We start from the raw sequence: 25,860 nt of genomic DNA, 5'->3' as shown, positions 1-25,860 counted from the left end.
CATTTTCCGAAGGCAGGGTCCTACGCAAAGACAACGGGGCAACCGTGGACGTTCAAGACGATTGGCTGATGTCGTCGAGATCTTCCACGGCCAGGGCTCCGGTCTCGGCGGTTTCCAGCACCGCATAGGCGCTGCCGCAGAATAACGAATTCAGGCGTTTCATGTCGGCAATCAGCTCCAGGTGCAGCGAGCTGGTTTCCAGGCTCTGCACCACTCCGCGCTGCAAACGGCTGACGTGGGCGTGGGCCAGGCGCCGTTCCTGGGCGCGGAAACGACGTTTTTCCCGCAGCAGTTGCCGGGCGTTCTGCGGATCGGCGCCGAGGAACACCGTGAGGCCCAGGCGCAGGTTGTCGATCAGTTGCCGTTGTAGCCCGGCCAACTCCTCCAGGCCGTCCTCGGAAAACGAGCGGCGTTGCGAGGTCTTCTGCCGTTGCACCTTGCGCAGCATCTGCTCGATCAGGTCGGCGGCCAGCTTCAGGTTGACCGCCAGCTCGATGGTTTCCGCCCAGCGCCGGCTGTCCTGCTCACTGAGGTCTTCCCGGGGCATTTGCGCCAGATAGAGTTTGACCGCGCTGCCGAGCACCTCGACGTCGTCGCTGAGGCGGCGTATTTCGATGGCCACGGCGGTCTGCTTGCCGTTGAGGGCATTGAGCATGGCGTCGAGCATGCTGTCGATCAGGTCACCGATGCGCAGGGTTTCGCGCACGGCGTTGGACAGCGCCAGGCTGGGGGTGTCGAGGGCGGCGGGGTCGAGGTGGCGAGGTTTGGCCTTGCCATTGACCTCGGGCTGCTCCGGCAGCAGCCAGGCACAGACTCGCGCCATCGGGCCGACGCTGGGCAGCAGCAGCACGCAGCGTATCGTGTTGTAGAGCAGGTGGAAGCCGATGACTATTTCCTGGGGGCTGTACTCCAGGCCGTCGAACCAGTGGGCCAATGGGCTCAGCGCCGGGATGATCAGCAGCAGGCCGATCAGCTTGTACAGCAGGCTGCCGAGGGCCACCTGGCGGCCGGCGGCGTTCTGCATGCTGGTGCTGAGGAAGGCCAGCACGCCGCTGCCGATGTTCGCGCCGATCACCAGGCCGATGGCGACCGGCAGGCTGATCACGTCGGCGCCGGCCAGGGTCGCGGTCAGCAGCACGGCGGCGAGGCTTGAGTAGGACACCATCGCGAACAGCGCGCCGATCAGGGCATCGAGGAGGATATCGCCGGTCAGGGAGGCGAACACCACCTTCACCCCTTGGGCGTGGGTAATGGGCGCGGCGGCTTCGACGATCAGTTGCAGGGCGAGGATGATCAGCCCCAGGCCGATGCCGACGCGGCCGAGCTGGCCGGCGCGGGTCTGCTTGCGCGAGAGGAAAAAGATCACCCCGAGGAAGATCAGCAGCGGCGACAGCCAGGACAGGTCGAAGGTCAGCACCCGGGCCATCAGCGCGGTCCCGACATCGGCGCCGAGCATGATTGCCAGGGCCGGAGTCAGGGCCATCAGGCCCTGGCCGACGAAGGATGTCACCAGCATGGCGGTGGCGTTACTGCTCTGCACCATGGCCGTGACCAGGATCCCGGCGAGGAACGCCAGTGGACGCTTGGACATGTTGCGGCCGATGACGTGGCGCAGGTGTGAACCGTAGACCCGCAAGATGCCGGTACGGACGATATGCGTGCCCCAGATCAGCAGGGTCACGGCGGAAAGCAGATTGAGCAGGGTCAGCATGGACGGCCCCCTGGCATGACGGTGCCCCATGGGGGCAAGTTCGGATTATGACGGTTCGCCTTTTTTCTACGACTTGTCCCTAAGCTGTAGTTGGCTATTTGGCCGAGCGCCAGCATCGCATGGCTTGCGTCTGTCCTGAAACAAAAATGTCACATTTTCATGTTTCCCCACTGCCCCTGTAGGAGCGAGCTTGCTCGCGATCAGCCGACAGGCTGGCGGTGACGTCGTGGCCGCCATCGCGAGCAAGCTCGCTCCTACATGTGCTTGGGGTTATTGACCCGTCACATCCTCGTGTTGTTCCCCGGCTTGCTGTTCCTGCTTCTTTTTCTGCATCGCCGTGCGCATCTTGATGTTGATCGCTTCCACCGCCAGGGAGAACGCCATGGCGAAGTAGACGTAGCCTTTGGGCACATGCACGTCGAAGGCTTCGGCGATCAGCACGGTACCGACCACGATCAGGAATGACAGCGCGAGCATCTTCAGCGACGGGTGCTTGTCGATGAAGTCGCCGATGGTCTTCGACGCCAGCATCATCACCAGCACCGCCACCACGATCGCGGCGATCATCACCGGTACATAGGAGACCATGCCCACGGCGGTAATCACCGAGTCGAGGGAGAACACGATGTCGATAATGGCGATCTGGATGATGGTGTAGAGGAAGTTGCCGCCCTTGCCTTTCGGCCCGTCGCCTACTTCTTCCTCGCCTTCCATGCCGTGATAGATCTCCTGGGAGCTTTTCCACAGCAGGAACAGGCCACCGAAGAACAGGATCAAGTCACGCCCGGAGATACCCTGGCCAAAGACCACGAACAGGTCGTCGGTCAGGCGCATGACCCAGGTGATGGACAGCAGCAGCAAGATCCGGGTGACCATCGCCAGGGCCAGGCCGAAGATCCGCGTGCGCTGTTGCATAGGCCGGGGCATGCGACTGACCAGGATCGAGATCATGATGATGTTGTCGATGCCCAGGACAATCTCCAGGGCGGTCAGGGTGAAAAAGGCCACCCAGATTTCCGGGTTGGTCAGCCAATCCATATCTATTCCTTTGTACGAGTGTTGGAGCCGTATCGGCGCCAGGCTTCAGTTTCTGAAGACTGTGCGCCGATACGGCAGAGAATCATTGTCTTTATAGACTGCCGAAGAGTGGAAAGGTCCCCAGCAGCAAGGCGGCCAGCAGGATGCACAAGCACACCAGCACCGCCCACTTGAGCGTGAAGCGCTGGTGATCGCCGAATTCGATACCGGCCAGGGCCACCAGCAGGTAGGTCGAAGGCACCAGCGGGCTCAACAGGTGGACGGGCTGGCCGACGATCGAGGCACGGGCCATTTCCACGGCGCTGATGCCGTAGTGGCTGGCGGCCTCGGCGAGCACCGGCAGCACGCCGTAGTAGAAGGCGTCGTTGGACATGAAAAAGGTGAACGGCATGCTTACCAGTGCGGTAATCGGCGCCAGGTAAGGGCCGAGCGCCGACGGGATCACCGCCAGCAGGCTCTTGGACATGGCGTCGACCATGCCGGTGCCCGACAGGATACCGGTGAAGATACCGGCGGCGAAGATCAGCCCGACCACCGCCAGCACACTGCCGGCGTGGGCGGCGATACGGTCCTTCTGCTGTTGCAGGCACGGATAGTTGACGATCATGGCAATGCTGAACGCCACCATGAACAGCACCGGCAACGGCAGCAGGCCGGCGATCAGGGCGCACATCAAGGCGATGGTCAGGGCGCCGTTGAACAGGATCAGTTTCGGCCGGCGCGCGTCCGGGTACTGCGAGACGCTGATTTCGCTGTGGTCGACCTCATCGCCGAGGACATGCAACTCGCCCAGGCGTGCCCGTTCGCGCAGGCCATAGACGTAGGCGATGGCCAGGATCGCCAGGACCCCGGCGAGCATGGCCGGGATCATCGGTACGAAGATGTCCGAGGGGTCGACGTGCAGCGCGCTCGCGGCCCGGGCGGTGGGGCCGCCCCAGGGGGTCATGTTCATCACGCCACCGGCGAGGATGATCAGCCCGGCCATGATGCGCGGGCTCATGCCGATGCGGCTGTACAGCGGCAGCATGGCGGCGACGCAGATCATGTAGGTGGTGGCGCCATCACCGTCCAGGGACACCACCAGGGCCAGCACGGCGGTGCCCACCGAGACTTTCAGCGGGTCGCCCTTGACCAGCTTTAGGATCTTGCGCACGGCCGGGTCGAACAGGCCGGAGTCGATCATCAGGGCGAAATACAGGATGGCGAACATCAGCATCACGCCGGTGGGCGCGAGCTTGGTGATGCCGTCGATCATCATCTTGCCGATGCCCGCGGCGAAGCCGCCGAACAGGGCGAAGACAATTGGCACGATGATCAGGGCGATCAGCGCGGACAGGCGCTTGGTCATGATCAGGTACATGAAGGTAATGACCATGGCAAAGCCAAGGAAAGTCAGCATGGGAATACTCCGGGCGTAACGCGGCTAGGGAAGGCGAAGCGACTGAGGGTCAGCGCAGGGCGTCGAGCGCGGGTGTTACGGGCGGATTTGCAGCGAACAGGCGGGTCGTAGCGGACATCGGTATCACCATCTTATTTTTGTGAAAGGGCCGCGGCGCGCTGTCGGGGCGCGCCGTGGCCGACCGGTCTGGTGCCGGTGGCGAGGCGATACTAATGGGGGAAGCTTTCAGCCAGCTTTCGCTGGGGAAACTCGGGACCTGTAGGAGGTGGGGGTGGGGATCAGGATAGCTCCAGCCTTCCCACTGCCTTGTGCAGCTCCCGCAGGTGTTCGCCGACCAGCTTCAGGTTGGCCTCGCTGGCCTCGATATAAGGCGACAGGCAGGTCGTATCGGCGCAATACGACCTGTTCCTAGTTCTTGGGATGATCAGTGTGTTTGTTCGGTCGTTGCGGACTGTTCAGCCAGTACCCCGCTCATGGCGGCGTCGATCAGTGCCTTGGCCATTTCGTCCAACTGGAGCGCGGTCCATCGCAATGATCGATGATGGCGGCTGTCCCCATAGGCCAGTTCTTCATTTAGTGCACAGGAGCAGTCGAGGGCAATGGAGGCGTTCTCCAGCAGATGGATCAGCGGGATACCTGCATTGACACTAAAGAGTGTTGCCTCGGTTTCGTTGTAGCGACCAAACGGGACTTTGTGGCTGGTAGGCTTTTTCATCATTCCGATTCTCGTTTTGAGCCGCCACCAGACGCCGTCAAACGAACGGGTGGCAACTGTGCGTAGGTTGACGGACCGGAAACGAGAAACCCGGCGCACCCGAAGGTGCCCCACGCACAGTCACCATAAAGCCATGCAACAGGCACGAAGGTGCCCACGCGGCGATACAAGGGGTGCGTCGTATCTCGTTAGAAGCCGGACCGTCAAATCCGATCACGAATGTGTCGTGACAGCTGCGAGGATATGGAGATAGAGGGGGAGGGTCAAGCCAGCTCTAGAGCAATGTTTTGTGAGACTTATCTTTGTGTTGTTTTGGAGCCATGATGGCCGTAAGAGGGTGGTAGTGATAATCTCACTCTCTGGTTTTGGGCTAGAGAGGAGCTTCAGCCAATGCTCAATAGCGTTGAGTTAGATAATTTTGGACCTTTGCAAGATATTAGCTGGGAAAATCTCTCAGGTATCAATCTGGTCATTGGCGCTAATGGCTGTGGCAAAACTTTCTTGCTCAAAGCGTTGTATTGCACCATGCGTACTCTTGAAGAGTATCAGCGCGGAAATGAACAGCGCACCGCGCCGGAGATATTGGCCGACAAGTTATACTGGACCTTCCAGACGGACAAGATTGGTGATTTGGTTACAAAGAGTGCGGACAGTCCATTGTCCTGCAAAGTGAAAGTCGATAACCAATTTTTTCGTTATGGTTTTGGTAAAGACACGACTAAAAATATCGTTTCTTTGGAAAATCATGTTGCCCCGCGTGAAAGCAACTCTGTGTTCTTACCTCCGAAGGAAGTGCTTTCTCTTCAGCACATCATCTTGAAAAGTCGTGAAGTCGATAAAGACTTCGGCTTCGACGATACGTATTACGATTTGGCCAAGGCGCTTCGTCTGTCGCCTACGGGCGGTAAAAATTTCGCGCATTTTGCGAAGGCCCGTAAAAATCTGGAAGACATGCTAGGTGGTAAAGTTGAGTTCGATAACGGGTCGAATCGCTGGCAGTTCAAGAAGGGCAATCAAAAATTTCAGATCGGTGCAACGGCTGAAGGCATTAAGAAAATTTCCATTCTTGATACGCTGTTAGGTAATCGTTATTTGTCCGTCGACTCGGTCGTTTTTATCGATGAGCCTGAGTCCGCTTTGCATCCCGTGGCCATCAGCAAATTGATAGAAATTATTGTTGCCCTCGCTGAGCGAGGTATTCAGTTTTTTATCGCCAGTCACTCTTATTTTGTCGTGAAGGCTTTGTACTTGGCGGCGCAAAAGAAAAAGATATCCATCCCTGTTTTGTCGTCGCTCGGCGATCATTGGGTATCTGATGATTTGCAAGCTGGCATGCCGGATAATCCGATCATTGACGAGTCCATCAGGCTTTACGAACAGGAAGTGGAGCTAGCTCTGGGATGAGTATTGAATTCGACGAATCAGGTATGCGCTTTGGACCTTACGACGAGGATAAATTTTTCCCCATAGAGCGCAGCTTAGTTTATAAAAAAGCCGGGGAAGGGCTGAAAATAGCTGAGTTCGTACTGGTAAAATCTTCCTCGGGAGGCAGGGAAGAGGCTTGGATTGTGGAGGCCAAGTCTAGTGTGCCGCGAAACTCGGCAGACTATATGGAAGAAATTCGTCAAAAACTGACGAATGCGGCACAACTGACGATTGCCTCATGCCTTGGGCGTCATCGCGATGCTGTTGCCGAACTGCCGGCAGCTTTGCAAACATTAGACATGCGCACGTGTGGTTTCAAGCTCGTGTTAATCATCAACGGTGTTCCCAAGCAATACCTACCTGATTTGAGTAATGCGCTGGCCAAGGAAATGAAACCTTTGGTTAAAACGTTGGGATTCGATCCTCTGTCGGTATCTGTCATTAACGATATCAAGGCCCGCGATATCGGTTTGATCGTGTAACGACGGCCTAGGTGTTCGGTCCCGGAATGAGATGGTGCGGATTAATTGTGAAACGGTCTGGATTTTGAGTCCAGGCCTCACAGATCACTTTGAAGGGAGTGCGCCATCGCAAAGCCTTCAGATGCCTAGCTAAGTTATAGGCCATCACGAAAGCCAGTACGTGAGCCTTTAGGGCATCAAAATCGGGGTAGTGAAACGCCTTGATCGTCGCCTCTTTTATCGTTCGATTCATTCGCTCGACTTGGCCGTTGGTCCATGGATGGTAAGGTTTGGTTAGACGATGTTTGATCTCGTGCTCATAGCAAACACGATCAAAGATGTGCCCCTCCGAAGAGGTTAGTGGCTCCGCCCCGATACCTGGGCTGCTCGGTGAATGCTGCGCCGTTGTCAGTCAGGACGGTATGGATTGGGTACGGAAAGGCTTGAATCACCTGGCGCAAAAACGCGGCACCATTGCGTTTTGTTGCCGCATCAAAAAACGCGACATAGGTGAACTTCGTCACCCGGTCGATAGCCACGAACATGTGTTGTTTATCGCTCTCCAGGCGTAGCTCAGAGCTGTCGATATGCAGGTAACCCATCTCCGTCGGGGAGAACTTGCCGCGCTTAGGTGCGTCGGTGCTCTTCGGGATCTGGCTGATTCCATGACGGACCAGGCAACGATGCAAGGCACTGCGGCTCAACTGGGGAAGGCACTGATGAAGATGCCCCAACATGTCGTCCAAAGGCAGCATCGTTCGCTGGCGGAACTCAACCACCATCGCCTCTTCAGCCGGTGTCAGCTTGGCACTACGGGGCTGGGCAGGCCCCATTCGCGAGTCTTTGGTTGTTGACCGTGAGCGCCATTTGGCGACGGTTTTGACGTTCAGCCTGTAACGGGCTGCAAGCTTGCGATTCGACTCTTGCGACGCTTGGAGCTCGGCTCGAATTCGCGGCGTTGTTCGGGCTGAGCCATGAAGACGTCCTTCCATAAAGCATCCTCTTGTTCGAGGGTTAAGGATGCACCATGACTCTCCGAGACTGAACACCTAGAGATCGTATCCGATTCGCAATCATGCAGCTCATGACCTGCCCTGGGTCGGGCAGATCTCTGATACCTCCCTGCAGCATATCGGACAGATACCTGCTACCAATGACTTCCAGCGAGCTGAAGATTGGTCAAAGTGAGGCTACGTCAATCAGCATATCTGCACGAGCGCTCGTGACTGAGCTACCGAGGCGTCAGAATGGCTGGCACCAAGCGTGGGAATTGAGAGCTCCCAGCATCTGGGCCGACGTGCCGCCCTCAAGTCAGTGATACAATTGCACCCGGCTTTGGCTCATGTGGCATGCCTATGATCGGTAACTCGTAAGCAGGATAGGCTTTGAACTGTGGCCGAGGAGGTATATCCGAGTAGTATCTGAGGTGCTAGATTTTAACTGATGTGAATGAGTGCGTAGCCTGCCCTGGACTATGAGCGTTGATAATGTTGTGAGTATGTTGCCTACTATGTTAAATGACCCCTTGATCCGTGTCGCGTTGGTGAGTAGGCTGAGTAATGCGCATCCACAGCCTAAAGCTGTTATTGAAGAGTTGCGAATTCATAATGGTAATGCTATTGCAGATGTAGTTACGATCCATAGAGAGGCTCATTGCTATGAGATCAAAGGGGATGGCGATAAGGTTGAAAGAATTGCTCAGCAAGGAGTTTACTACAACCTCGCTTTCCGAAAAGTCACTTTAGTGACTACCTCTAAACATATAGCCAAGGCAATAAAGATCGCGCCAGAACACTGGGGTGTGCTTGAAGCAAAATGCAACTCTAAAGGAGTAGTAGTTTTCAAGCCAGTTCGTCAAGCTCTAAGAAACCCTTCATTTGATAAGCAAGTGGCCTTGCTGACGCTTTGGCGGGATGAGCTTTTTGATATTGCCAGTAAGTTTGAAGAAAAAGTTCAAGCTAAGATAAATAGAAGCGCTCTATCTTTCTTGATTTCCCAGGCTTATGGCGCCCAAGAGCTAAGCCTTACGATAGGCCAGGCTCTTGTGCTAAGAAGTCTTATAAAAGATCAAGCATGAAGGCAATGTGGGAGTTTATTGTAGGCTTCAAAATACTCCCTGGCATGACTGTTGATCCGAGTCCCGCCGCCTTCTGAACCAAATACAGGTCTCCTTCCGAATTTCCGTGGCGGAAAAAACTCTTCGCTACTATAGTGGACGCAATGTCATTGTATTGTTTGAATCCTCTCGGATGCGTCTTGATCCCCCCTCCGCGTACAATGTAATGCTTATCCTCATAAGAGTAGACGACCTTGGGGGCAGTAACGTTCAACATGTTGCGCGGATCGATGTCAGAGTCGGAGTAGTCGGGGCTTACAATAGTGTAGTCACCAAAGATCACCTTATGACCATTGAGGCCGATAATAGAACTGCTGTAAATGGCGGTCTCGTTGCGTACAAGGTGTATCTCATTATTGGTTGAAAGTATGCCTCCGGTGACGGGGGGAAGACTAGAACCAGTAATTACAATAGCCTCATATGCGTGATCTACAGCGGCAGCCAGGCAAAACGCCTTGATCTGAGCTGCCCGAGCTGTTGCGTCCACCCCTTTGCAAACCCGGTTATCAATGACAAGGACCCAGTGATCGTAAATGCCTTGCCCCATCGCTATGAGATGCAGAATGTCTGTTCTAATGAGATTGTAGCTGATCAGGTCGTCGCTAGAGACCCTTAAAGCGATGCGTCTGTTTTTTACAGCCTTAGTAATCGCTGGCGTGAACACACAGGCATTTCGGTCGACGGTGCGATCTATGCCAACAACGGGGTTGAAGCTTAGGCCCTGCGCGTGCATGCAAGCGGCGAAATATTCATAGCTGGGACGACCTCCTATGAGGATCGAATCCGGGATGTCGTAGTCGTCTACGAAATATTCAGGTACGCCCTTTGTGTTTAGGCAGAACTTTCGAGCAGCAGTCTCTATGTTCTTCGTTAAGGTTGTAGCATCCATATCTTTTTTCAGGGGAAGATCGAAAAAAGGGGCGATAAGCTGTTTTCTTTCCTTGCTAAGAGATTTGATTGCTCCAAATTCATTAGCTTTGGCTTTGAGGAACGGAATGTACTTAGGCATCTTCACTTATCATCCTTGTGACGCTAATCTCGTGAATAATTCTGCTGAACAGAGAGAAGTTCCCTGATTCATGCCTTATGAGGCCTGCGAGGATTGCAGGGTGTATTGAAAGTTTTTCCGCGTCTTTATATAGTTCTTCTTCATTGTGATGCCTACGAGCAGAGGCGGATCGCCAATCGCTACGGCTAATGAATGATTCTTTAGCAAACTGGTTTGCTTCTAGCTCAGTGGCATCTGAGCCAATATCTTCAAGGGAGTCGAAATGCGCGCCCTCAAATCGATCATAGTGCATTGAGATGTGGGACAGCTCGTGCATTAGTGTGAACCAGAAGTAATCATATCGATCATATCTGAGTGTCATGCCAACTACAGGGGTCCCGCAGTCAAGTTTGAAAAATACTCCGTCGGTTTTCATTCCTGCGGTTTGAGGCAAGTAAATCAGTACTATGCCAAACGCCCATAGAAAACTAGATATATTTTTTGTGTTTTTACTGTCCAAGGATAAGCTGCAGATACTTTTCAAAGAGCCTCTATCAAGGCCTTCGAATCGCTTAACGTTTCCAGTGGAAACGACAATTTCAGCATAGCGCTGAACCTGTGAAAGCCAGCAGAATACTTCGGTCTCTTTATCTGTATCACTACGCCTGAATAAGGCACTACTCATTGCACCCGAAAGCAGGTCCTTAAAAATAAGGGGGTTATTAGTCCCTAATTTGTTCGAGATGGCAGAATAAGCTTCTAACGCACCTAAAAGACGCTCAGGAGTGCAGTCAGATGTGGAGACGAAAAAATCCTCTAGCTCATGGTTATCATCCATTTACTGTTGCTCCGAATTCTTGAGCGACGTCTCTAGCCATCTCGTAATAATCCAGGCTTTCTTTTTTTCTTTCTGGAAAGCAGATCATGCCGATTTTGTCATAATAAGCTGCAGCTTTTGGCAGCGAGTGTAACGAAAACCCAGGACGCAAGCCTAGGGTCTCAGTAGCGAATTTTGATGCATACCTAATCAGATCTGAACCGACCCCCTTGAAACGTGCGTTGCTCAGCGGGTTGGGTCTATTCCAGGGTGCGACAGCTACATACTCTATGTAGAAAATTCCTTGGCCATCTATAACGCTGTCTTTGGGGTGGTATATGAGACAGGCCGCCTGAACAGCATCTTCAGCAATATAGAAAAACCAATTATATTCCTGTGTGCTGTGATGGATTGCTTTGGCGGTCCATCTCCAGTGGGCATCTTCCATGTGCAAATCGGAAATTTTTTGTATTAACTCAGCCTCGCTTGTAGTTGAGTTTTTTACGCAGTAAAGTATTTCGATATTTTTAGCAGTCCACTCGGTATCGCACTTGTTGGCTAGCGAAATGTCCCATCCGTGCAATAGTTTAAATGAAACGCTTTGGCCGACGGTGTTTGTCTTAACGCCAGAAGCAAAGGCGGTGGCCGGAGGGAGTGAAGCAATAAGAGCGTTGATACTTTGTATGTCCATATAACACCGCGCTTCAAAAAATTATGGGATTCTATAAGGCATAGCGTATTTCCCTGTCGAGGGCTGATGCGTCGAAAATTATGAGCCCTTATCACCCTTAGTATCCTGAATGGCTGGAAAAGCCGGGGCGACGTAGCCAGACAGTTGAATGCCGTGAGCAAGCGGATCGTGCAAGGCAATAATGAGCGTGGAAGATTGTGGGTTTGCCAGGCGATTTTCGGATCGCTGCCACGATCTATGTGTGACGCAGGATCGCCAGCGAGTCCACGAATGTGGCAGGGGGCTAGCCCTTGCGCCCCAAACGATAAAGGGTGTGAAATCCATTTCTGAGCCTTCCCAAAGTTCCGCATCAGATGGACCTTACCCGATCCACCTGCGTAATGGCACTATACTATTGCTGGCTAGCGCACTGTGTCTACGGCCTGAAGTGATTTCCACAACCCTGCGTGTCATCTACAACGAGCGTTACGACTACCCGCTAGACAGGATAGAAATTTTCCGGCGGAGGTTTGCAAGGTATAGCTCGCGCTCGCGTTGGCTCTGGCATGCCCTGAATGCATTCGACGCGAAGGAAACGGTGGCTTGCTTTACGCAGTGCCCGTTCCCACCAGCACAACTCGAAAAAGGGACAGCCGGTAAATATTCCCCTAGGCTCCGTACGAAAATAAATGTCGCAAGCACCTCATCGCGCAGGCGAGTGAGACCATAGCTTCAAAGCTTTTTGCGAGCTTGTCATCGCGGGTGCCGATCCGCCGATTCTCTTTCAGCCAGCCGAACATGCGCTCGATGACGTTTCTCTGGCGGTATTTGGGCCTGTCGAACAGACGGAGCAGTCCGGGTTTGGGCTTGCGTTTCATCGTGCGGTAAGGGATCACCGGCTGTATTCGATAACGGTCGCAGTAACGCCGTAAGTGTTCGGCATCGTAGCCCTTGTCGGCCAGCAGCCACCGGCAACGCTTGCGAGGACGGCCCCGACGGGCAGGGACATGAGCGTCTTCAAGCAACGGCTGAGCATAGGTAATGTCGCTGGCCTGTCCGCCCGATAGCTTGAAGCACAACGGTATTCCATTGGCATCGCAGAGCATGTGAATTTTCGTCGTAAGACCATCGCGACTTCGACCTAGCGCGTGGTCTTCTGGCTCTTCAAGCCCCCTTTTTTTTCCGGCGCCTGAAGAGGCTCGGGTTGCCTTTACGGCTGTGGAATCGATCATCCAGGTGTCCAGATCAATCAGCTCTTGCTCGTTGAGCCTGAGGTGCAATCGCTTGAGCATCTGGCTGAACGTACCTCGATTTCGCCAATCTCTGAACCGCTGGTAAACGGTTGACCAAGGCCCAAAGCGCTCGGGCATATCACGCCATGCAGCTCCTGAGCACATCACCCACAAAATGCCATTGAGCATCAAACAGCCATCGGCTCTGGGCCGGCCACCGCGTCGGGGTTCGATGAAAAGATCTGCGACCACATCCCAGGAATCGTCTGGGAGTTCATACCGTTTTGCCATCGGAGGCTCCTGCCTTTTGATGGTCGCGGACTTTACTGGATCCTGGCTTTCGTGCGGCTTGAATGGGTTACGAAGGTTTTCGTACGAAGCCTAAGCCTCAAGGCAGCTCCAGCCCGCCCGCCGCCTTGTGCAGCGTCCGCAGGTGTTCGCCGACCAGCTTCAGGTTGGCCTCGCTGGCCTCGATCTGCGCTTCACGGGCCGGGTCGAGCAGTTTGCGGATTTCCTTGTCGAGGTCGCCGGTCAGGCGCTGCAATTGTTGCTGGCGCTGGCTGCTTTCGGCTTCCAGGCGCTTCCACTCGGAGGGCTGCGGCAGACCGTAGCCGCTGCTGCCGAGCAATTCCGCCGGACGACTGAGGTAGCCGCTGTTGGCCAGGATCTCCTGCAAGGTGCGGTTGGCCTTGTCCATGTCGTTGTCCTTGAGCTTGATGTCGCGGGCACCGAGGTATTTCTGTTTGACCTCGTCCTGGGCCAGCAGCAACTGCCGGCGAAAGCTCGCCTGTTCCAGCAACAGCATGGCCGCGCTGGCGCGCAGGTTGGCCTGGGTGAACCACGGGCGACGGGCTTCGGCAGGCTGTGACAGCCAGTCTTCGACGGTCTCCTGCTTGATCGGCAACTGTTTCCTCAGGACCTCGAACATGGCCTGGTAACGATCACGGTAGGAGTCGAAGCGGTAGCCCAGGCGCAAGGCTTCACGGGGATCGTCGAGCACGCTGGTGTCGGCCAGGCCACGGCCCTTGAGCACCTCCAGCAAGCCATTGGGGACAATGCTGTCCAGGCCCTTGAGCTGGGCGTTGTCGCTGCCGCTGCGCAACAGCTTCAAGGTTTCCACGGCGCAGTTGTTGCTGATGAAGTAGTAGTTGCCGTCATAGCTCCAGTGCATTTCGGCGGCGTGCTCGACCACTTCCTCGATTTCCTTGCGCGACAGCTTCAGCGGCACCGAGGCCAGGCTGCGCAGTTCGGTCTTGGTGTATTCGTCGATGACCTGGGACAGCGGCAAGACAAACAGTCGCGACGGGTAGGCCCCGGTCAGGCCGCCCCAGGTCGAGAGTTGCACATCGTTGACGAAGGCGCGATAGGACAGCACCAGGCTCTGGTCCAGGTCCAGCCGGCAATCCGGCCCCCGTGGTCGGCCGGGAGCGCAGATCACCAGGCGCAGCATGCTGTGGCCCCAGCGGCTGACCCAGTTCTGGTTGGCTTCGGCCAGCAGGTAATCGACTTCGTAGACCCGCTCGGGGTCAATCGTGCCCAGGGGCGTCTTGCCGAAGTCGTTGCCGGCGTTGAGGAACGGGAACGCCTTGTCGCAGGGGGCCTTGGCCGCCGGCGCCCAGCCGAAGCGTTCCTGGTAGTAGCGATACAACGCCGGGCGGCGACAGGCGTAGGCCGGGTCGAGGAGGAAGTACTCCATATTGACCGCGACGAACTCCTTGGGATTGGTGGTCTCGTAGATATCCGGGCTGCGGACCACCTGACCGTTGTGCTGATCCCGTTGGCCACGGGTGCCGACCGATTGTTGCCAGCCGGCGAGGTCGAGCAGGCGTGGGTCGTCGCTGAGGGTGAAACGTCGGCCGGTCTGGCCCCGGCATTGATCAGGCAGGCCGACCAGGCCGGTATTGCTGTCGCGTTGGGTGCAGCGCTGGATCAGCGTCCGTTCGGCGTCCGGCCACAAACGGGCACGGTCATAAATATGGGTCAGTTCGTGGAGGACGGTGGCGAGTATTTCCTCACGCACGGTGCCATGGGAGCGATTGGTTTTTTTTGTCGCGGCCGAACCGTCCACCAGACCGGGCAGCAGGGCGCGATTGAGGTCCACTTCGGAGACCAGCGAGGCCTCGCCATAGGCGTTGTCGGGCATCTGGGTCGACCAGACGACATCGATACGGCGGTCCAGTTGTTCGATAAAGCGCGGCGGCAGATGGGCCATGGCCTCATCGATCAGTACCTGGCTGGCTTGTCGTTCGGCCGGGCTCAGGTCTTCGTTCTTGAGCTGCAACTGCAGGCTGGCCTGGGCCGCGTTGCCGAACAGCAACAAGGCACAGGTCAGCAGCCCGCCGGCGAGTAGTCTCACAGGGCGAGAATGGCTTCGGCGAGGTCTTGGTCGCTGGCGTCACGGGCGCTTGGCACCTCGGTGCGCAGGGCTGCAAAGGCGGCTTCCAGGTGGGCGCCACGGATATCGCCCTGGCTGGCGACGAAGCTGGCGGCATCGTCATGGGCTTCACGGACCACTTTCGAGTCGCGGATCGAGGTGGTGGTGTCCGAGGTGAAGTCGAGGGTACGGCCCGTTGCGCGTACGAGCATATTGCTGGTAGCCACCAGGGTGTGCGCCGAAGCTACGTCGGTCAGCAACAGCAGGCCGAGGGCTGCAGCGATCAGGGGGGTACGCATGTAAAGGTCTCCGGGAATGCAAAGTGACTATTGGACGAGAATTGCCTGGGCCAGTTCAAGGTCGCTGGCATGAAGTTTTGGCTGGGTTTGACGCAGGTACGCCAGGGCCGACTCCAGTTGTGCACCACGCAGCTGACCTTCCGTGGCCACGAACGCGGCAGCGTCATCCTGGGCCGCGAGTATCAGTTTACGGTCGAAGGGCGCGGTGGTCACTTGGCTGGTGACATAACCACTGCCGACCAGGGTCTGGGTGGTCAGGTCGAAGGCTTGGGCCTGGCTGATCCAGGCGAACGCTATGAGCAATAAGGTGAGTGATCGCATGGGTCTCGATGTCTTATTGAGCGAGCGCCAAGGCTAGCGGAATCCGAGGCCCATGCGCCAGGGTTTCAGATCGCCAGGATCGCCTGGGCCAGCTCTGCGTCGCTGGCTTGCAGCTGCGGGGCCTGGCGGCGGATGGTGTCGAAGGCGCTTTCCAGTTTCACGCTGCGGATCTGGCCATTGCTGGCGACGAAGCTAGCGGCGTCATCCTGGGCGGCGCGCACGATCTTGTTGTCGCGCAACGACGAGGTGGCATCGGACGAAGCGTCGGAGGAGGCCTTGAGGGCACCAACCAGCGAATCGGTAGTGACAATGAAGCTGCTGGCGTGGGCGGCGCTGGCCAGGGTCAACAGGGCGGCGGCGCTGAGCAGGCGAAGGCGGGACATGGTGAATCTCCTGGGGCATGAAAAGGAACAGTGGCAGCGGACTGAGACCGCCACTCGAACACACTGAACGATGAACCTCAGACGCACATTCCGCGCTTCGGGCTACCTATGACCACGATATTAGGCGGAGTTCCCTACTCGTCGAAAGCAGGTTTCGTCGGTTGATCCGCGGTTTAGAGGCTTTCGTGTGGGATAGGTAAAAGTGTACTGGTTAGTTTTTATAAATATAAAACTGTACCACCCCGGTGTTTTTGCAGGCCTTCCCCGAGATTGCTTCGTCGAAAACGACAAAGCCCGTCGCGGTTTCCCGCGACGGGCTCTGTTTTTTCAATTCGGGTGCTGGCGGTGGACCCGGTGGGTCAGGGCCAGCGAGCGCGGCTTAGCGCCAGAACGGCTTGCTCAACTCTTCGTAACGCTGTGCTTCGCTGATACCGGCATCGGCCAGCAGACGCGAATCCAGGCGAGCCAGTTGATGGCGGCTGGCAATGCGGCGCTGCCACAACATCAGGTTGGCGAGAACGCGCAGAGGCATCGAAGCTTGAGCGTCAGTAGCGGTGTTTTCGTAGAACATGTCGGAACTGAGTGTACGTTCCATGATTAGCATCCTTCCGCTTGTGGCGGGATTAGGTAGTGGTTTAACTGATGCCAATGATCCTCCTCTTTGCCTAGTCTCTGTAGATACAGTTCATCTGTATTGTGAGGGCTCAGTTAACTGTTTAGAGGTGCTGTACTGCACTAAACTGAGGCAACTGTACCTGTCAGCCTCAAAATGGTGCGTTTTGGTCTGGGTTGGGAGGATTCGAGGTGATTCGAGGCGGGAAATGACCGGTACAGCAGTACAGTTTTTTTCAATCTGTCGAATAATCCAGGACCGCTGATGAAACTGTGTTTGCATCAGCGGGCAACTGTATCAATCAGCTCGGCAGCATCTTCCCGGTTTCTTCCAGGTTGATGTGCCAACTCAGTGCTTCACGCAGGATGTGGGGGGTGTGGCCACCCAGGGCGCAGGCGCGATCGAAGTAGCTGTTCAGGGCATCGCGGAAGTCCGGATGCACACAGTTGTCGATCACCGCCCTCGCCCGTTCCCGTGGCGCCAGGCCGCGCAGGTCGGCCAGGCCGATTTCGGTGACGAGGATATCCACGTCATGCTCGGTGTGGTCGACGTGGCTGACCATGGGCACCACGCTGGAAATCGCCCCGCCCTTGGCAATGGACTTGGTGACGAAGATCGCCAAGTGCGCATTGCGGGCGAAGTCGCCGGAGCCGCCGATGCCGTTCATCATCCGCGTGCCGCAGACGTGGGTGGAGTTGACGTTGCCGTACAGGTCGAACTCCAGGGCGGTGTTGATGCCGATGATACCCAGGCGCCGTACCACTTCCGGGTGGTTGGAGATTTCCTGCGGGCGCAGCACCAGCTTCTCTTTATAGTGTTCCAGGTTGCCGAACACGTCGCTGTTACGCCGACTCGACAAGGTGATCGAGCTGCCGGAGGCGAAGGACAGCTTGCCCGCGTCGATCAGGTCGAAGGTCGAGTCCTGCAGCACTTCGGAGTACATGGTCAGGTCTTCGAACGGTGAGTCGATCAGGCCGCACATCACCGCGTTGGCAATGTTGCCGATGCCGGCCTGCAGCGGGCCGAGCTTGTTGGTCATGCGTCCGTCGGCCACTTCTTCCTTAAGGAAGGCGATCAGGTGGCTGGCGATGGCCTGGGTGTCTGCGTCCGGCGGGGTCACGGTGGACGGTGAGTCGGGCTGGTTGGTGATCACGATGGCGACGATCTTGGCCGGGTCGATCGGGATCGCGGTGCTGCCGATGCGATCGTCGACCTTCACCAACGGGATCGGCGTGCGGGTCGGGCGATAGCTGGGGATATAGATGTCGTGCAGGCCTTCCAGGTTCGGATTGTGCGCCAGGTTGATCTCGACGATCACCTGCTTGGCGAAAATCGCGAAGCTGGCCGAGTTGCCCACCGAGGTGGTCGGCACGATATGCCCTTGTTCGGTGATGGCCACGGCTTCGATCACCGCCAGGTCCGGCAGCTTGAGCTGCTTGTTGCGCAGCTGCTCGACGGTTTCCGACAAGTGCTGGTCGATAAACATCACCTCGCCGGCGTTGATCGCCTTGCGCAGGGTGCTGTCGACCTGGAACGGCATGCGTCGCGACAGCACACCGGCTTCGGTGAGCTGTTTGTCGAGATCGTTGCCCAGGCTGGCGCCGGTCATCAGGGTGATTTTCAGGGGCGACGTCTTGGCCCGTTCGGCCAGGGCATGGGGCACGGCCTTGGCTTCACCGGCGCGGGTGAAACCGCTCATGCCGACGGTCATGCCGTCCTGAATCAGAGCGGCAGCGTCGGCTGCGCCCATGACCTTGTCCAACAACGAAGGCAAGCGAATACGATCACGGTACATGGCGTGTTATCTCAGGCAACGAAAGCAAGATGCGCAGTCTAGAGGTTTCAAATAGTTTCGCCGCCCGACCAAGGTCGAATGCCAGAGGCGGATTCAGAGCCTTTGGTCGGTTTTCTGCGGACAAAGAAAAACCCCAGCCTACGGGAGGCTGGGGTTTTCGGTATTGCGTCAGCGCAAGCTTTTAGTCGACAGCCTTGACCATGTCCTCGATGACCTTCTTCGCATCACCGAAGACCATCATGGTCTTGTCGAGGTAGAACAGTTCGTTGTCCAGGCCGGCGTAACCGCTGGCCATGGAGCGCTTGTTGACGATGATGGTCTTGGCCTTGAAGGCTTCGAGAATCGGCATGCCGGCAATCGGCGATTTTGGATCGTTCTTGGCGGCCGGGTTGACCACGTCGTTGGCACCGAGCACCAGCACCACGTCGGCCTGGCCGAACTCGGAGTTGATGTCTTCCATCTCGAACACCTGGTCGTAAGGCACTTCGGCCTCGGCCAGCAGCACGTTCATGTGCCCGGGCATGCGTCCGGCCACCGGGTGGATCGCGTATTTCACGGTCACGCCACGGTGGGTCAGCTTCTCGGTCAGTTCCTTGAGCGCGTGCTGTGCCCGGGCCACCGCCAGGCCATAGCCTGGGACGATGATCACGGTGTCGGCGTTGGTCAGCAGGAAGGTGGCGTCATCCGCCGAACCGGATTTCACCGGACGGGCTTCCTTCGAACCGGCCGGGCCGGCGGCGTCGGCGCTGTTGCCGAAGCCGCCGAGCAACACGTTGAAGAACGAGCGGTTCATCGCCTTGCACATGATGTACGAGAGGATTGCACCGCTTGAGCCCACCAGGGAGCCGGCGATGATCAGCATCGAGTTGTTCAGCGAGAAGCCGATCCCTGCCGCAGCCCAGCCGGAGTAGCTGTTGAGCATCGACACCACCACCGGCATGTCGGCCCCGCCGATGGGGATGATGATCAGCACGCCGAGCACGAAGGCCAGGGCCAGCATCAGGGCGAAGGCATTCAGGTTGCCGGTCAGCATAAAGGTCAGGCCGAGACCGAGGGTGGCCAGGCCCAGTGCCAGGTTCAGCTTGTGCTGGCCGCCGAACTGTACCGGTGCGCCCTGGAACAGGCGGAACTTGTACTTGCCCGACAGTTTGCCGAAGGCGATCACCGAGCCGGAGAAGGTAATTGCACCAATCGCGGCGCCGAGGAACAGTTCCAGGCGGTTGCCCGACGGAATCGCATCGCCCAGCTGTTTGACGATGCCCAGGGATTGCGGCTCGACCACCGCGGCAATCGCGATAAACACCGCCGCCAGGCCGATCATGCTGTGCATGAAAGCGACCAGTTCCGGCATCTTGGTCATTTCAACGCGCTTGGCCATGATCGAACCGGCGGTGCCGCCGATCAGCAGGCCGACGATGACGTAGCCGATGCCGGCGGTGGCAAGCTCAGCCCCCAGCTTATAGATGAGGCCGATGGTGGTGAGGACCGCCAAGGCCATGCCGAGCATGCCAAACAGGTTGCCGCGCCGCGACGTGGTCGGGTGCGACAAGCCCTTGAGGGCCTGGATAAAGCAGATCGACGCGATCAGGTAGAGCGTCGTGACCAGATTCATGCTCATTACGATTGCACCTCTTTCACAGCCTTGGGCGCTTTCTTCTTGAACATTTCAAGCATGCGGCGTGTCACCAGGAAGCCACCGAACACGTTGACCGCGGCCAGTGCCACGGCGAGGGTGCCCATGGTCTTGCCCAGCGGGGTCACGGTCAGCGCGGCGGCGAGCATAGCGCCGACGATGACGATCGCCGAGATGGCGTTGGTCACCGCCATCAAGGGGGTGTGCAGTGCGGGTGTAACGTTCCAGACCACGTGGTAACCGACATAAATCGCCAGTACGAAGATGATCAGGTTGTAGATGCCGTGAGAGATCAGCATGTCTTCCATTATTGTTATCCTCAGCCGTTCTTGCGCACGATCTGACCGTCGCGGCACATCAGGCACGCGGCGACGATGTCGTCTTCCAGGTTCACTTCGAATTGGCCTTCCTTGTTGAAGACCAGCTTCAGGAAGTCCAGCAGGTTGCGGGCGTAGAGTGCCGAAGCGTCTGCCGCGACTTCACCGGCCAGATTGGTCGGGCCGCAAATGGTCACGCCATGTTCGACCACCACTTGGTCCGCCACGGTCAACGGGCAGTTGCCGCCTTGCGCCGCCGCGAGGTCGATGACCACCGAGCCGGGCTTCATCTGCGCGACGGTCTCGGCGCTCAGCAGCACCGGCGCCTTGCGTCCCGGAATCAGTGCGGTGGTGATGACGATGTCGGCCTGCTTGGCGCGTTCGTGCACGGCCAGGGCCTGGCGCTGCATCCAGCTGGCGGGCATCGGCCGGGCATAACCACCGACGCCGACCGCGCATTCGCGTTCTTCATCGGTCTCATACGGCACATCGACGAACTTGGCGCCGAGGGATTCGATCTGTTCCTTGACCGCAGGTCGTACATCCGAGGCTTCGATCACCGCCCCCAGGCGCTTGGCCGTGGCGATGGCCTGCAAGCCGGCGACGCCCGCCCCCAGGATCAGCACACGCGCGGCTTTCACGGTACCCGCCGCAGTCATCAGCATTGGCATGAAGCGTGGGTAGTGATGGGCTGCCAGCAGCACCGCCTTGTAGCCGGCGATGTTGGCCTGGGACGACAGCACATCGAGGCTCTGGGCGCGGGAGGTGCGTGGCGCGGCCTCCAGGGCAAAGGCGGTGATGCCGTGTTCGGCCAGCTTGGCGAGGGTTTCGTTGTTGAACGGATTGAGCATGCCCACCAGGACGGTGCCGCGCTTGATCAGCGTCAGTTCGCTGTCGCTGGGCGCCACCACCTTGAGGATCAGCTCGGCGCCGAAGGCGTCGTTGGCGCTGCCAATGGCTGCCCCCGCCGCTTCATAGGCACTGTCGACAACACTGGCCTTGAGGCCGGCGCCGCTTTGCACAGTGACCTTATGACCCTGGCCGATCAGCTTCTTGATGGTTTCCGGGGTTGCAGCAACCCGGGTTTCACCCGTCTGGGTTTCGAGAGGAACACCAATGTGCACGTCAAATCTCCTGCGTGATCTTTTTTATAAGAGGCCAGCGCACTGCGGATGGTGCGTCTGGAGCGGCCGATCAGCACGATCCCGCCGGATTTGTCGGCGGGGCGCGGCATTTTGCAGGTGAAAACCACACCCTTCAAGATATTCTGAAAGGTGACGCAGGATTAACTACAAGTCACGCTGTGACCAAATGTCGCAACGTCACGGCGCGGGCCCATGAAAAAAGGGGCTTACAAGGATTTTGGCTGGATTTGAAGAAAATTCGAATCGGCGACGTGAATGAATGGATATCGGACGGAAATAGGGGCTGAAAGCCTTGCCATCCGGCACTTCAGTACCAAATTTACGGATATCGGTACAGTCCGCCGAAAGGCGACATATTGTTATATCTGTAGGTGTTAAGGGATATTGACTACAGGGTCAACTAACGGCGGAAGACCTTGAAGACAGCAGGCTGTAGCCTTGCGCCTGGTGTACCAGCCAGTCACGAAAAGCGCGCAAGGACGCCGATTCGACCTTTCGCTCGGGAATCATCAGGTAATACGCCTTGATGCTGGAGAGTGCATTGGGGTTGGCGATCACCAGGCGCCGCTCTTCCAGTTCCCGTTGGATCAGGAAAGGAGGAATCAGCGCGACCCCCATCTCATGCATGGCGGCTTGGGCCAACATGGAGAATAGCTCGTAGCGCGGCCCCGTCATGTCGCGGGGCACATTCAGCTCCTGGGCGTTGAACCACTGGCGCCAGGCATAGGGGCGTGTGGTCTGTTGCAGCAGCGGCAGTTCGGCGATCCGCGTCGGGCTCAGGCTCTGCAGGTCGCCCAGCAGGCTTGGGCTGCACACCGGCATGGGGTTCTCGCCCATCAGGCGGTGGGATTCGGTACCTGACCAGTCGGCATCGCCGAAGTAGATCGCGGCGTCGAAGTCGGTGTCGGCGAAGAGAAACGGCCGGGTCCGGTTGGTCAGGTTGACGGTGACTTCCGGGTGCTGCTGCTGGAAGTCCTTGAGCCTGGGCAGTAGCCATTGGGTGCCGAAGGTCGGGACCACGGCCAGTTCGATGACGTTGGCGCCCTGCTGGCCCATGACCGAGAGCGTATCGCGCTCCACTGCGTCCAGTTGGGTGGCGACTCGCCGGCTGTAGGAAAGCCCGGCTTCGGTCAGCTTCACGCCGCGTCGGGAGCGTCGGAACAGTTCGACGCCGAGAAACTCTTCCAGGCTGGCGATCTGTCGGCAAATGGCACCTTGAGTGAGGGAAAGCTCTAGCGCGGCCTTGGTAAAACTCTCGTGGCGCGCCGCGGCTTCGAAGCTGATCAGCGCGGTGGTGCTGGGGATCTTGCGGCGCATGTACGGCAACCTCACTAAAGGTGATGCTAAATGGCGGTTGAGAGCTTTTCGGAGTGAGAAATTAGCACAACAGTATGCGAAATCCTCGTTTGCCGGATAACCGGGTGGGGCCTAGGATCAGTCCAGACCTTTTTTACTGACTTCACGAGGACTCACCCATGGGCGCCAAGGCAAGCTTCAACTGGATCGATCCCCTGCTGCTGGATCAACAGCTCACCGAGGAAGAGCGCATGATCCGCGACACGGCTGAGCAGTTCGCCCAGGACAAGCTGGCGCCACGGGTTCTCGAAGCCTTCCGTCACGAAAAGACCGACCCGGCGATCTTCCGTGAAATGGGTGAAGTCGGCCTGTTGGGGGCGACCATTCCCGTGGAGTACGGCGGCAGCGGGCTGAACTACGTCAGCTACGGCCTGATTGCCCGGGAAGTCGAGCGGGTCGACTCTGGCTATCGTTCGATGATGAGCGTGCAGTCCTCCCTGGTGATGGTGCCGATCAATGAGTTCGGTACCGAGGCGCAAAAGCAGAAGTACCTGCCGAAGCTCGCCTCCGGCGAATGGATCGGCTGCTTTGGCCTGACCGAGCCGAACCATGGTTCCGACCCGGGCGCGATGATCTGTCGTGCACGTAAGGTCGACGGCGGCTACAGCCTGACCGGCAGCAAGATGTGGATCACCAACAGCCCGATTGCCGATGTATTTGTGGTCTGGGCTAAAGATGATGCCGGCGACATTCGCGGCTTTGTCCTCGAGAAAGGCTGGAAAGGCCTGAGTGCTCCGGCGATTCACGGCAAGGTCGGCCTGCGCGCCTCGATTACCGGTGAGATCGTCATGGACAACGTGTTTGTCCCGCAAGAGAACATTTTCCCTGAGGTGCGTGGTTTGAAAGGCCCGTTCACCTGCCTCAACTCCGCACGTTACGGTATCTCCTGGGGCGCACTGGGCGCTGCCGAGTTCTGCTGGCACACCGCTCGCCAGTACACCCTGGATCGTCAGCAGTTCGGTCGGCCATTGGCGGCGACGCAATTGATCCAGAAGAAGCTGGCCGATATGCAGACCGAGATCACCCTCGCCCTGCAAGGCTGCCTGCGTCTGGGGCGGATGAAGGATGAAGGCACGGCGGCGGTGGAGATCACCTCGATCATGAAGCGCAACTCCTGCGGCAAGTCCCTGGACATCGCGCGCATGGCCCGCGACATGCTGGGTGGCAACGGGATCTCCGACGAGTTCGGGATTGCCCGTCACCTGGTGAACCTTGAGGTGGTGAACACCTATGAAGGGACCCACGACGTCCATGCGCTGATCCTCGGGCGTGCCCAGACTGGCCTCCAGGCGTTCTATTAATAGAGGGGGCTTGGCTCATGGGCGCGCTATCGCATCTGCGAGTGCTGGATTTGTCGCGAGTATTGGCCGGGCCCTGGTCCGGCCAGATCCTGGCGGACCTTGGGGCTGAGGTCATCAAGGTCGAGCGGCCGGGCAATGGCGACGACACCCGCGCCTGGGGCCCGCCCTTCCTGAAGGACGCCTATGGTGAGAACACCACGGAAGCGGCTTATTACCTGTCGGCCAACCGTAACAAGCAGTCGGTGACCATCGATTTCACCCGGTCCGAGGGGCAGCGCCTGGTCCGTGAGCTGGCGGCCAAGTCCGATATCCTGATCGAAAACTTCAAGGTGGGTGGTCTGGCGGCCTATGGGTTGGACTATGAGTCGCTCAAGGCCATCAACCCTGCGCTGATCTATTGCTCGATCACCGGCTTCGGTCAGACCGGGCCTTACGCCAAGCGTGCCGGCTATGACTTCATGATTCAGGGGCTGGGTGGGCTGATGAGCCTTACCGGTCGCCCCGAGGGGGATGAGGGCGCAGGGCCGGTGAAGGTAGGCGTGGCGCTGACCGATATCCTCACCGGGCTGTATTCGACGGTGGCGATTCTGGCGGCCCTGGCTCATCGCGATCAGGGCGGTGGCGGCCAGCACATCGATATGGCGCTGCTGGATGTGCAGGTGGCCTGCCTGGCGAATCAGGCCATGAACTATCTAACTACGGGGGTGGCACCGAAGCGTTTGGGCAATGCTCATCCGAACATCGTGCCGTATCAGGACTTTCCTACGGCGGATGGTGATTTCATCCTGACGGTGGGTAATGACGGACAGTTCCGCAAGTTTGCCGAGGTGGCGGGTCAGCCGCAGTGGGCGGACGATCCGCGGTTTGCGACCAATACGTTGCGGGTGGCCAACCGGGCGCTGCTGATTCCGTTGATTCGTCAGGCGACGGTATTCAAGACCACGGCTGAGTGGGTGGCGCAGTTGGAGCGGGCGGGTGTGCCCTGTGGGCCGATCAATGATCTGTCGCAGGTGTTCGCCGATCCCCAGGTGCAGGCCCGTGGCCTGGCGGTGGAGTTGCCGCATCCGCTGGCGGGGTTGGCGCCGCAGGTGGCGAGTCCGATCCGTTTGTCCGCAACGCCGGTGGAGTATCGCAATGCGCCTCCTCTATTAGGCGAGCACACGCTGGAGGTATTGCAGCGAGTGTTGGGCTTGGCGCCGGAGGCCGTAGGGGCGCTGCGTGAGGCGGGCGTCCTCTAGGCGCCCTGCTCTCTTCTATATAGACGCGCGGGTTCAAACGATCCAGGTCTTGAGAGTTGCTGCTCTTGTAGGCGCCGGCTTGCTGGCGATGGCGTCGGTTCTAACGCTGCAAGACTTGAGAGCTGCGCTGCCTCTTGTAGGAGCGAGCTTGCTCGCGATGAGCGCAAGGGCGCCTCGGTGCATCCAGATGCCCTGCGTTATCGTTGACCTCCATCGCGAGCAAGCTCGCTCCTACATACAGGTTTGCGGGGCTTTTTGGCCCATTTGCCATAAAACTGAAATTAACGGTTGACGGGAAATTCTGTGGGTCTATAATTCGCCCCACTTCCGGCGCAGTCGAAACGGAAAAGCCTTTGAGATTCAATGAGTTACGAAGGTTTTTAGAGTTTGGACTGGCGGTTCGCTTCAGAGTATCGAAGCCTAGAAGTAGCTGATGAGGCAGCAAGTTTTCGCCTTCTCAGCGATTCGATCTTCTCGATCGAAAGCGGTGTAAAAGAGGTGTTGACAGCAGCG

The 25,860-nt window shown here is 57.8% G+C and carries 23 protein-coding genes and 1 pseudogene; 5 read left to right on the top strand and 19 right to left on the bottom strand.

Annotated features, from left to right (window positions below; genetic code table 11):
* Window positions 1-52 precede the first annotated feature (52 nt).
* The 4 genes from HX866_RS24580 to HX866_RS24565 all read right to left on the bottom strand — a co-directional run bounded on the left by HX866_RS24580 (window position 53) and on the right by HX866_RS24565 (window position 4,866).
* Window positions 53-1,711 carry a Na/Pi cotransporter family protein gene (locus tag HX866_RS24580; RefSeq protein ID WP_177140568.1) on the bottom strand — a complete coding sequence of 553 codons (1,659 nt, stop codon included), beginning with the start codon at window positions 1,709-1,711 and terminating at the stop codon, window positions 53-55.
* A 270-nt stretch (window positions 1,712-1,981) separates the two neighbouring features.
* Complete coding sequence (locus HX866_RS24575; protein WP_177140567.1) at window positions 1,982-2,749, bottom strand: TerC family protein; 768 nt, start codon at window positions 2,747-2,749, stop codon at window positions 1,982-1,984.
* 91 nt (window positions 2,750-2,840) lie between these two features.
* Window positions 2,841-4,148: a CitMHS family transporter gene (locus HX866_RS24570; protein WP_177140566.1), complete on the bottom strand. Its 1,308-nt coding sequence runs from the start codon at window positions 4,146-4,148 to the stop codon at window positions 2,841-2,843.
* 424 nt (window positions 4,149-4,572) lie between these two features.
* On the bottom strand, window positions 4,573-4,866 hold the full coding sequence (locus tag HX866_RS24565) for a DUF3077 domain-containing protein (protein WP_177140565.1): 294 nt from the start codon (window positions 4,864-4,866) through the stop codon (window positions 4,573-4,575).
* A gap of 387 nt (window positions 4,867-5,253) precedes the next feature.
* Here HX866_RS24565 and HX866_RS24560 point away from each other — a divergent pair, with 387 nt between their 5' ends.
* Together HX866_RS24560 and HX866_RS24555 are read left to right on the top strand one after the other, a co-directional pair.
* A complete protein-coding gene (locus tag HX866_RS24560) occupies window positions 5,254-6,267 on the top strand; it encodes an AAA family ATPase (RefSeq protein WP_177140564.1) in 1,014 nt (337 codons plus the stop codon).
* Window positions 6,264-6,770 carry a hypothetical protein gene (locus HX866_RS24555; protein ID WP_177140563.1) on the top strand — a complete coding sequence of 169 codons (507 nt, stop codon included), beginning with the start codon at window positions 6,264-6,266 and terminating at the stop codon, window positions 6,768-6,770. Before HX866_RS24560 ends, HX866_RS24555 begins: the two co-directional genes overlap by 4 nt.
* A 7-nt stretch (window positions 6,771-6,777) precedes the next feature.
* On the opposite strand, the pseudogene HX866_RS24550 reads toward HX866_RS24555, so the two are convergent.
* Window positions 6,778-7,741, bottom strand: a pseudogene (locus tag HX866_RS24550) (IS481 family transposase).
* Window positions 7,742-8,223: 482 nt separating this feature from the next.
* Here HX866_RS24550 and HX866_RS24545 point away from each other — a divergent pair.
* Window positions 8,224-8,826, top strand: a complete 603-nt coding sequence (locus HX866_RS24545) for a sce7726 family protein (protein ID WP_177140562.1) — start codon at window positions 8,224-8,226, stop codon at window positions 8,824-8,826.
* Here the strand turns inward: HX866_RS24545 and HX866_RS24540 are convergent.
* From HX866_RS24540 to HX866_RS24475, 14 genes are all read right to left on the bottom strand, one after another.
* Complete coding sequence (locus HX866_RS24540) at window positions 8,807-9,874, bottom strand: beta family protein (protein WP_177140561.1); 1,068 nt, start codon at window positions 9,872-9,874, stop codon at window positions 8,807-8,809. The two genes, HX866_RS24545 and HX866_RS24540, sit on opposite strands and share 20 nt — an antisense overlap.
* Window positions 9,867-10,691, bottom strand: a complete 825-nt coding sequence (locus HX866_RS24535) for an ImmA/IrrE family metallo-endopeptidase (protein WP_177140560.1) — start codon at window positions 10,689-10,691, stop codon at window positions 9,867-9,869. Before HX866_RS24535 ends, HX866_RS24540 begins: the two co-directional genes overlap by 8 nt.
* Window positions 10,684-11,361: an N-acetyltransferase gene (locus HX866_RS24530; protein ID WP_177140559.1), complete on the bottom strand. Its 678-nt coding sequence runs from the start codon at window positions 11,359-11,361 to the stop codon at window positions 10,684-10,686. The genes HX866_RS24535 and HX866_RS24530 overlap by 8 nt, the downstream gene beginning before the upstream one ends.
* A 647-nt stretch (window positions 11,362-12,008) precedes the next feature.
* Window positions 12,009-12,863: an IS5 family transposase gene (locus HX866_RS24525; RefSeq protein ID WP_177140558.1), complete on the bottom strand. Its 855-nt coding sequence runs from the start codon at window positions 12,861-12,863 to the stop codon at window positions 12,009-12,011.
* A 97-nt stretch (window positions 12,864-12,960) separates the two neighbouring features.
* The gene (locus tag HX866_RS24520) at window positions 12,961-14,928 is read right to left on the bottom strand and encodes a DUF7844 domain-containing protein (protein WP_177140557.1); all 1,968 of its coding nucleotides are present in this window, start codon (window positions 14,926-14,928) and stop codon (window positions 12,961-12,963) included.
* Window positions 14,925-15,245 (bottom strand): DUF2388 domain-containing protein, encoded by a 321-nt coding sequence (locus HX866_RS24515; RefSeq protein WP_177093754.1) that lies wholly within the window; start codon window positions 15,243-15,245, stop codon window positions 14,925-14,927. The genes HX866_RS24520 and HX866_RS24515 overlap by 4 nt, the downstream gene beginning before the upstream one ends.
* A gap of 27 nt (window positions 15,246-15,272) precedes the next feature.
* Window positions 15,273-15,566 carry a DUF2388 domain-containing protein gene (locus HX866_RS24510; protein ID WP_177093753.1) on the bottom strand — a complete coding sequence of 98 codons (294 nt, stop codon included), beginning with the start codon at window positions 15,564-15,566 and terminating at the stop codon, window positions 15,273-15,275.
* A gap of 65 nt (window positions 15,567-15,631) precedes the next feature.
* Complete coding sequence (locus HX866_RS24505; RefSeq protein WP_177140556.1) at window positions 15,632-15,949, bottom strand: DUF2388 domain-containing protein; 318 nt, start codon at window positions 15,947-15,949, stop codon at window positions 15,632-15,634.
* 379 nt (window positions 15,950-16,328) lie between these two features.
* The gene (locus HX866_RS24500) at window positions 16,329-16,544 is read right to left on the bottom strand and encodes a DUF1127 domain-containing protein (RefSeq protein WP_100940038.1); all 216 of its coding nucleotides are present in this window, start codon (window positions 16,542-16,544) and stop codon (window positions 16,329-16,331) included.
* Between the two features lie 319 nt (window positions 16,545-16,863).
* A complete protein-coding gene (locus HX866_RS24495; protein WP_177093751.1) occupies window positions 16,864-18,357 on the bottom strand; it encodes an acetyl-CoA hydrolase/transferase family protein in 1,494 nt (497 codons plus the stop codon).
* Window positions 18,358-18,538: 181 nt separating this feature from the next.
* Window positions 18,539-19,975 carry an NAD(P)(+) transhydrogenase (Re/Si-specific) subunit beta gene (locus HX866_RS24490; RefSeq protein ID WP_177140555.1) on the bottom strand — a complete coding sequence of 479 codons (1,437 nt, stop codon included), beginning with the start codon at window positions 19,973-19,975 and terminating at the stop codon, window positions 18,539-18,541.
* Window positions 19,975-20,298, bottom strand: coding sequence for an NAD(P) transhydrogenase subunit alpha (locus HX866_RS24485; RefSeq protein ID WP_177093749.1), 324 nt, complete (start codon window positions 20,296-20,298; stop codon window positions 19,975-19,977). Before HX866_RS24485 ends, HX866_RS24490 begins: the two co-directional genes overlap by 1 nt.
* Before the next feature lie 11 nt (window positions 20,299-20,309).
* Complete coding sequence (locus tag HX866_RS24480) at window positions 20,310-21,431, bottom strand: Re/Si-specific NAD(P)(+) transhydrogenase subunit alpha (RefSeq protein ID WP_177093748.1); 1,122 nt, start codon at window positions 21,429-21,431, stop codon at window positions 20,310-20,312.
* Between the two features lie 417 nt (window positions 21,432-21,848).
* A complete protein-coding gene (locus HX866_RS24475; RefSeq protein ID WP_177140554.1) occupies window positions 21,849-22,769 on the bottom strand; it encodes a LysR family transcriptional regulator in 921 nt (306 codons plus the stop codon).
* Between the two features lie 158 nt (window positions 22,770-22,927).
* Here HX866_RS24475 and HX866_RS24470 point away from each other — a divergent pair, with 158 nt between their 5' ends.
* Window positions 22,928-24,109, top strand: coding sequence for an acyl-CoA dehydrogenase (locus HX866_RS24470; RefSeq protein WP_177101180.1), 1,182 nt, complete (start codon window positions 22,928-22,930; stop codon window positions 24,107-24,109).
* A gap of 17 nt (window positions 24,110-24,126) precedes the next feature.
* A complete protein-coding gene (locus HX866_RS24465) occupies window positions 24,127-25,347 on the top strand; it encodes a CaiB/BaiF CoA transferase family protein (protein ID WP_177140553.1) in 1,221 nt (406 codons plus the stop codon).
* Window positions 25,348-25,860 lie beyond the last annotated feature (513 nt).

The organism is Pseudomonas gingeri (genome assembly GCF_013386165.1).
GTDB lineage: Bacteria > Pseudomonadota > Gammaproteobacteria > Pseudomonadales > Pseudomonadaceae > Aquipseudomonas > Aquipseudomonas gingeri_C.
Note: the sequence above shows the minus strand (reverse complement) of the source record. Positions and strands in the feature narration are given on the sequence as shown.

Coding starts and splice junctions, on each gene's coding strand:
- HX866_RS24580 (WP_177140568.1), bottom strand. CDS start 1,711: ATGCTGACCCTGCTCAATCTGCTTTCCGCCGTGACCCTGCTGATCTGG.
- HX866_RS24575 (WP_177140567.1), bottom strand. CDS start 2,749: ATGGATTGGCTGACCAACCCGGAAATCTGGGTGGCCTTTTTCACCCTG.
- HX866_RS24570 (WP_177140566.1), bottom strand. CDS start 4,148: ATGCTGACTTTCCTTGGCTTTGCCATGGTCATTACCTTCATGTACCTG.
- HX866_RS24565 (WP_177140565.1), bottom strand. CDS start 4,866: ATGATGAAAAAGCCTACCAGCCACAAAGTCCCGTTTGGTCGCTACAAC.
- HX866_RS24560 (WP_177140564.1), top strand. CDS start 5,254: ATGCTCAATAGCGTTGAGTTAGATAATTTTGGACCTTTGCAAGATATT.
- HX866_RS24555 (WP_177140563.1), top strand. CDS start 6,264: ATGAGTATTGAATTCGACGAATCAGGTATGCGCTTTGGACCTTACGAC.
- HX866_RS24545 (WP_177140562.1), top strand. CDS start 8,224: ATGAGCGTTGATAATGTTGTGAGTATGTTGCCTACTATGTTAAATGAC.
- HX866_RS24540 (WP_177140561.1), bottom strand. CDS start 9,874: ATGCCTAAGTACATTCCGTTCCTCAAAGCCAAAGCTAATGAATTTGGA.
- HX866_RS24535 (WP_177140560.1), bottom strand. CDS start 10,691: ATGGATGATAACCATGAGCTAGAGGATTTTTTCGTCTCCACATCTGAC.
- HX866_RS24530 (WP_177140559.1), bottom strand. CDS start 11,361: ATGGACATACAAAGTATCAACGCTCTTATTGCTTCACTCCCTCCGGCC.
- HX866_RS24525 (WP_177140558.1), bottom strand. CDS start 12,863: ATGGCAAAACGGTATGAACTCCCAGACGATTCCTGGGATGTGGTCGCA.
- HX866_RS24515 (WP_177093754.1), bottom strand. CDS start 15,245: ATGCGTACCCCCCTGATCGCTGCAGCCCTCGGCCTGCTGTTGCTGACC.
- HX866_RS24510 (WP_177093753.1), bottom strand. CDS start 15,566: ATGCGATCACTCACCTTATTGCTCATAGCGTTCGCCTGGATCAGCCAG.
- HX866_RS24505 (WP_177140556.1), bottom strand. CDS start 15,949: ATGTCCCGCCTTCGCCTGCTCAGCGCCGCCGCCCTGTTGACCCTGGCC.
- HX866_RS24500 (WP_100940038.1), bottom strand. CDS start 16,544: ATGGAACGTACACTCAGTTCCGACATGTTCTACGAAAACACCGCTACT.
- HX866_RS24495 (WP_177093751.1), bottom strand. CDS start 18,357: ATGTACCGTGATCGTATTCGCTTGCCTTCGTTGTTGGACAAGGTCATG.
- HX866_RS24490 (WP_177140555.1), bottom strand. CDS start 19,975: ATGAGCATGAATCTGGTCACGACGCTCTACCTGATCGCGTCGATCTGC.
- HX866_RS24485 (WP_177093749.1), bottom strand. CDS start 20,298: ATGGAAGACATGCTGATCTCTCACGGCATCTACAACCTGATCATCTTC.
- HX866_RS24475 (WP_177140554.1), bottom strand. CDS start 22,769: ATGCGCCGCAAGATCCCCAGCACCACCGCGCTGATCAGCTTCGAAGCC.
- HX866_RS24470 (WP_177101180.1), top strand. CDS start 22,928: ATGGGCGCCAAGGCAAGCTTCAACTGGATCGATCCCCTGCTGCTGGAT.
- HX866_RS24465 (WP_177140553.1), top strand. CDS start 24,127: ATGGGCGCGCTATCGCATCTGCGAGTGCTGGATTTGTCGCGAGTATTG.